The following is a 6,649-nucleotide window of genomic DNA, read 5'->3' as shown; positions in this document are numbered from 1 at the left end:
CTACCGATGCGATGGTGGCGATGACGCAAACGCAGGTTGCCGCAATGTCCACCGCCCAGGTGGGGGCACTCTCCTCGGCAGCCCTTGGCGCGATCCAGGTATCAGACTTCAGCGGCCTGAGCACGGCGGCAATTGCGTCGTTGAAGACGGCACAGCTGGCAGGGCTGACTACAGACCAGGTGGCTGCAATGACCACTGCCCAGGTGACGGCATTTGGCACGGCAGCAATGGCTGGTGGACTGAACTCGAGCCAGATCGTAGCGCTGACGAGCGACCAGGCTGGAGCGCTGTCCAGCGCCCAAGTGGCGGTACTGAGCACTGCCAACATCGCCGCGATGGAAACAGCTGATTTCGCCAACTTGAAGACTGCCGCGATTGCCGCGCTGACCGCCAACCAGTCCAAAGCGTTGACGACCGACCAGATCGTTGCCCTGAGCACCCAACTGGCTGCGGTTCTGAACAGCAACCAAGTGGCAGCGCTGAGCACCGACGCGATTGCAGCCATCCAGACCACTGACTTGGTAGTCCTGAAGACGGCGGCGATCGCCGCGATGGGTACTGCGCAGGTTGCCGCCTTGACCACGGACCAGGTGAAGAACCTGACCACTGCCGATGTCGCTGTGCTGACCACCAACCAGATGACAAACGGTCTAAGCTCCGCCCAGATCGTGGCTCTGACCTCGACCCAGTTCAGCGTGATGAATTCGGCACAGGTAAGTGTTCTAAGCAGTAACTCAATCGCAGCAATCGAAACTGCTGACATCGGTGCGTTGAAGGTCACGGTTATGGCAGCGTTGAAGTCCGCGCAGATTGCGGCTCTCACCACTGACCAGATTGGCGCACTGGGCACCGTACAGTTCGCAGCAATGACCACGGCAGCTCTGGCTGGGCTGAGCACCGACCAGGTCGTCGCTATGAGCAGCGATCAGTTGGGCGCATTGACCACCACACAGTTGGGATCGCTGTCTACCAACGATATTCAGGCAATCGAGACCCGCGACATGTGTGGCTTGAAGACCTCGCAGATCGCTGCATTGAGCACACAACAGTTCAGTTCACTGACTACAGACCAGCTCGTTGCTCTGACCACAGCTCAGGCAAGCATGATCACGACCAAGCAGATCCAGTCATTGAGCTCCGCAGCCATCGGCGCTTTGGAAACTGTAGACGTTGCGGCCCTGAAGACCAGTACTATCGCGGCATTGAGCACGGCGCAGATGCAAGGCCTGACCTCTGATCAGATTGGGCATATGACTATCGCTCAGCTCAGTGCCTTCAGCATGGCTCAAGCTGGAACATTGACCTCAGCTCAGCTTAAAGGTTTGACCACTAACTCCCAGATTCAAGCACTCAAGGTTAGCCCGATTGTTCTAGACCTCAACGGCAACGGCATCGAAACGCTGGACGTCACTCAGGGAGTGCAGTTCGACCTGCTGGCCAACGGCCAGAAGCTGAACACCGGCTGGGTGAGCGGCGACGACGGCCTGCTCGCTCTGGATCGCAACGGTGATGGCATCATCAACGATGGTTCCGAGCTGTTCGGTAACGGCACCACTCTGGCGAACGGCCAGAAGGCATCCGACGGCTACCAAGCAATGGCTGAGCTGGATACCAACGGCGACGGCATGATCACCGCAGCCGACAAGGACTTCGGCAGTCTGAAGGTGTGGGTGGATGGCAACGCTGACGGCATCAGCCAGGCTAACGAGCTGAAGTCGCTGGCTGACCTGAACGTCACCAAGCTGAATCTGGATGTTCAGAAAGCCAACGTCGATACCAACGGCAATACTGTTGGCCTGACCTCGACCTTCGAGACCAGCGACGGCAAGTCTCACGAAGCCGCCGACGTCTGGTTCCAAGTCAGCGAGCCAGCCAGCGCCTCCAGCCTGGCCGCAGCGATCTCGTCCTTCGACAGCAGCGCTACCCCGGCTGCTCCGGCAGGCAACCTGAGCTTCAACAGCAACAACGTTGCAGCCAATGTGGCTCAGATGGCTGACGTGATGAGGGGCTACGATGCGAACGGCAAGCTGAACGTTGCAGCTGACGCGATGGCCAACAGCGACGACAGCAAGCTGCGTCTGAAAGCACTGCAACAGCAGGGCAACAGCGGCTTGTTGACCAGTCCTCAGAAGTAATACGACATTTCGTCTTAGCTCAATACGGCAAGGCTTCCGCCTTGCCGTATTTTTTGGCAGAGCAGATTGAATGCAACTCAGACTGCAGAGCGCATCACGCACGAGGGCAAACAGAAATGAGGCATCGACAGTTCATTGCTAGCTTTTATTTTCATTAATCATGGTAGTGACGACATACCTCCGAAATGGAGCGACCAGCGCCGTGGTGCTTTTTGGGATAGAAACGATTCAGCTCACGCACGCATTAGCTGACCGCGGGAACCGAACGTGAAGAACACTGCTACCGCGCCACAAATAGTCAATGGTCGCGACATTGGCGATCCGGCTTATCCTCCGTACGCACCGTAGCGTTCTGATGCATGCCGAACTTGGCAGCAGCCCAGTCTGTCCTCCCAATTTTTTGAGCGATGCTTGGCAGCAATCCACACGGATTTGTCAGCAAAGGCGCATATCACTGTGAGAACCTATATCCATCCTAGCAGCATCAATATTTTCGGAATAGGTTACTGAACACACCTCGTATGCTTCGACTCCAAGCCTTCAAATTCGAGCTTATGCCCAATGGCGAACAGACGCGCAAGATGCGACGGTTCGGTGGCGCCTGCCGATTTGTGTATAACAAAGGCCTTTCATTACAACTGGAGACACGAGCGACTGGAGGCAAGTTCATAGGTTATTTCGCTATGGCGAAACTACTTACTGCCTGGCGAAATGGTCCGGAAATACCTTGGCTCAAGGAGGCACCAATGCATCCACTTCAGCATGCGTTGAAGGACCTGGAGAAGGCGTACAGGAATTTTTTTGATGGTCGCGCTTCCGTTCCTTGCTTCAAGAGAAAAACTCAAGGCGACAGCTTTCGCTATCCCGACAGGAATCAGATCAAGCTGGACCAATTGAACGGACGCATTTTTCTGCCAAAGCTTGGTTGGCTGCGCTATAGAAAAAGCCGAGATGTCCTTGGCGATCTACGCAACGTTACCGTTAGCGAGTCGAACGGAAAATGGTTTGTGTCTATCCAAACGCAGAGAGAGGTGGAACTGCCTCCATTRCAGGAGAGCGCCGTCGGTATCGTTAAGGGTGCTGACTGCTTCGCAACACTGAGCGACGGGAACTCTGTACTGCAGCCTCACCAACCCGAAAAGCGTCTTCGTAGTCTCGCCCAGCTTCAGCGAAGCCTGGACCGTAAAGTTAAGTCGAGTAGCAATTGGAAGAAAGCCTATGCTCGACTTCAGCAAATGCTCACACGGATTTCAAACGCCCGCAAAGATTTTCTGCATAAGGCTTCAACATCAATTACGAAGAACCATTCGCTGGTGTGCTTCCAGAGTTCAGAGGCAAAGGCCCAACCAAACGGTCGTAAGAGTGTGCCCGAAGAAGCTGAGGCAAAAAGAGAATTAGACATTGGAGCTTTTCCGCGAGGATGGGGAGAGTTTCGACGCCTGTTGGAATATAAGCTCGCCTGGCGCGCCGGACACTTCTTAGCRATGACGCATGGACAAGAGGACCCGACATGTTCTTCTTGTGAGCAATCGATAAAACATCAACAGCATCGTACGCAATTCTTGTGCGTCACATGTGGCTGCAAAAAGAACGCTGATTTAGTTGGAGCGATCAGCATATTAGCGCGAGGACATCGCGTTTTAGCCTGTGGAGAGCGGAGTAGTTAGGCCTCTCGGCGAAGCAGGAACCCACCGAAGCGATTACGCGACATTGTTATCGCCGTAGGATTCCCTTTGGGAAGGATGTCAACGTTACGGTTCACCAAATGAACCGCGATATTTTAATTTGCGCGCGTACTGGAAGAGCGACAAGATGAACACGGGAAAAACCGGGATTGGAACCGTATATCGAGTCGAAGAACTGTTGCGCGCGGTAGGCTCGGCCAAAGACGGCATGGGCGTTTTACAGCTTGCACAATCGGTAGGCATCGACGTGGGACTAGCGCATCGCTATGCAAAGTCACTGTTGAGTACCGGCTTTTTACTCAAGGATGAGAGACGCCGCTACTTCTTAGGCCCACTGTTTGAAGAGCTCGCGGAGTCAAGCGGTCATTTCCAGAACCAACATCTGTCGCCATTCGTTCAGTCCATCATCAATCTTCAACTAGAGATGAACCAAACAGTTTCGCTCTCACGATGGACTCGCGAAGGCCCTCAAGTGGTATTGGTTCTCGACGGTAAATCCAATTTGCCGATAACCCTCCGATTGGGTGCAGTGTTACCCATTCTATCAACCGCCGGAGGATTGGTGGGGCTGGGATTTGCCAATCGATTGGAGACCGAGCCCTTAGTGCAACGAGAGCTTAGATTTCATAAGGAATCGGGGCTAAGAACCCAGCTGACCTCCTTCGACCTGGACGATATGAGAGCAGATATCGTCAAACGGCAGGCAGCGCGGAGCCGAGAATATCTGCAAGGTCTGTCAGCTATGTCCTCACCTGTATTCAATGAGTCAGGGATTTTTTGGGGGGCAGTATCTGTAGTTGGTCCTTCAAGCACATTTGATTGGGGATGGCGTGGAAGAACTGCGAACGCCCTTAGGGCATTCTGCAAACGAGTCAAAGTGCCACTCGAATGCGCAACATCACTTCGAAATTACTCATCTCCCAATGTTGAGCTCCTGGCGCCGCCGGCACGAAATGCGTCAGTGTAATGCCGTACAAAAGAACCTTTTGCCGTCTATTTTCATCACCTTGGCCGCCGCGCCGTTAACCAGCTCGGCGTTGACTACTGGAGCAGCTCCTGCATGCAGCAGCCTCTTATGCCTAAACAGCTGTTTTCCATGAAGAGGTTACTTCCTACTGGCGGAGAATAGATAAGCTATCCGGCGCAGAAGCCGCTGAGTGGCTTTGATGACCTCATACCCGGCCCGCTACCGCAGCGTTCCACACTCGTCGCGTGAGATAGACGCAACAATGGCCTTCGGTCCAACGGCGTTTCCTTCCGCCCATCGCGAGCTTAGCGCGGCTAAACTTCCCAAAAAAACGGACAACTTCATTTGCTGGAGAGAATTCGGTACCCATTCCAGGCATCTGGAAACTTCGAGTCAATTCGTGCGCAAACACGATTACTTCGTCGATCGGCCAAAATGCAGTTTGAGATGTCGCTTCCTTCTACCTGCTTGAGCCAAGCTATGCGTTTTTCCAAGGCATCCCTTTCGGCACGGCGCGCTTGTAGCTCAGCTAAGTCCGGCATGAATAGCCAAGCCACAGCGATGATGGTCATTGCAGCAATAGTGGTGATACCTAGCGCCCAAATCACAATGCGGGAAACCGCAAACTGAGCTGCCCTTTCATATGCCGCGGAAGCCCGTTCCGCATTGGCGTCGGCTTCATTTAGATTTTTCAATAACGCTTTTGCGGCCTTATCGAGAACCTTCTCTAGCGATGCGTCAACACTCGACGCAACTGCACCAGGCAATTGACTCGCTACCGCGTCAAGTGTTCTCTTTGAGCTTGCAAGCCCTTCAGCGGCTTTATGGACTGCATCCTGATCTCGGATGGCGGCCTCTAAAAGCGCCCCGATTGTCGCATTAACATTTAGTTGTTTGTCGGTGGTCAAAGCGTGTACTCCCGACCTGCCGGACGAGAGGTCCGCTCATGCTGAGGCATTATTTCACGTTGCTGTTGCGCTTGTCTTTGCAGGAATTTAGTATGCAGTTGAGAAAGTTCAAAGCCCAGTTCTCGCAAATCTTCAACTACAAAATAGTTCACCTTGCCTTCGTTGGTCACTGAAACGATCACTCCGCCTGAAGATCCCTTAGCCGAACCTTGGCACATCGCGACAAGTTGCAAGTAGCGGTTGTAGAGATTCGAATTATCACTTCCCGACTTTGTCGCTTCACTTACCAGATCATCTATAAACACTTGGAACTTGCGACCGTCCCCCTGGCTTTCCTGAAAGTCCAAGTAAGGGACAATGCGCAAATTCAGCTCACCATCACGCATCATTGAACTTATGTACCAGTGTACTGACCGTGAGATCGAATTGAGGTCCTCATTTCCCGTTGCAGAAAGTGCCCGAGTTAAATGCAGCAACTTTGCCTTCTCTTTTGAATTGTCATTTTTCGCGCGCTTGAATTCAAGAATGCGCATCGCGCGGGAGCCCCGGATGAGGACATCACCGCAGCCCTGATCCAGTGGCGTTTGCTGTAGTAGATTTGCGGATATGGGGAGTCCCTCCGCATCTTGACGCCGCCCCATAGCCACGCCCAAGGAAAAAAGAAAATTACCAATGACGATATTTTCGTAGATATCCATCGTTGCTAAGGTTCCTTCATGATTTGCCCAGCGCGGCATGCTAGCAATGGTGGACACCACCAGAGTCCCCGCACAACCTGGCGTCTCAGACTTATGAGGCGCATACCTGCTACAGTGAATCTCAATATTGACACGTGCCGTTGGCCAGCATACAGATAGCCGGGATCAGCGCGCACCATTGTCATCACATGATCACCACATAGAATGGCTGGGACTGTCCAACAAGACGGCTGTCGCCCCTCCTGATGAGGAATGC

4 protein-coding genes and 1 pseudogene are annotated in these 6,649 nt (G+C 53.5%); 3 read left to right on the top strand and 2 right to left on the bottom strand.

Annotated features, from left to right (window positions below; genetic code table 11):
• The 3 genes and pseudogenes from AB4Z11_RS19090 to AB4Z11_RS19080 all read left to right on the top strand — a co-directional run.
• Positions 1–2,135, top strand: a pseudogene (locus AB4Z11_RS19090) (heme utilization protein); the annotation flags it as partial.
• A gap of 554 nt (positions 2,136–2,689) precedes the next feature.
• Complete coding sequence (locus AB4Z11_RS19085; protein ID WP_442026914.1) at positions 2,690–3,802, top strand: RNA-guided endonuclease InsQ/TnpB family protein; 1,113 nt, start codon at positions 2,690–2,692, stop codon at positions 3,800–3,802.
• 145 nt (positions 3,803–3,947) lie between these two features.
• Positions 3,948–4,787, top strand: coding sequence for an IclR family transcriptional regulator (locus AB4Z11_RS19080; RefSeq protein ID WP_442026913.1), 840 nt, complete (start codon positions 3,948–3,950; stop codon positions 4,785–4,787).
• A 341-nt stretch (positions 4,788–5,128) separates the two neighbouring features.
• On the opposite strand, the gene AB4Z11_RS19075 is transcribed toward AB4Z11_RS19080, so the two are convergent.
• A complete protein-coding gene (locus tag AB4Z11_RS19075; RefSeq protein ID WP_442026912.1) occupies positions 5,129–5,695 on the bottom strand; it encodes a hypothetical protein in 567 nt (188 codons plus the stop codon).
• Positions 5,692–6,453, bottom strand: coding sequence for a hypothetical protein (locus AB4Z11_RS19070; RefSeq protein WP_442026911.1), 762 nt, complete (start codon positions 6,451–6,453; stop codon positions 5,692–5,694). The genes AB4Z11_RS19075 and AB4Z11_RS19070 overlap by 4 nt, the downstream gene beginning before the upstream one ends.
• Between the last annotated feature and the right edge of the window lie 196 nt (positions 6,454–6,649).

This window comes from Pseudoduganella sp. RAF53_2, from assembly GCF_052113985.1.
Classification (GTDB): Bacteria; Pseudomonadota; Gammaproteobacteria; order Burkholderiales; family Burkholderiaceae_D; genus Rugamonas.
The sequence above is the reverse complement of the archived record's forward strand: the minus strand, read 5'-3'. Positions and strand labels throughout refer to the sequence as shown.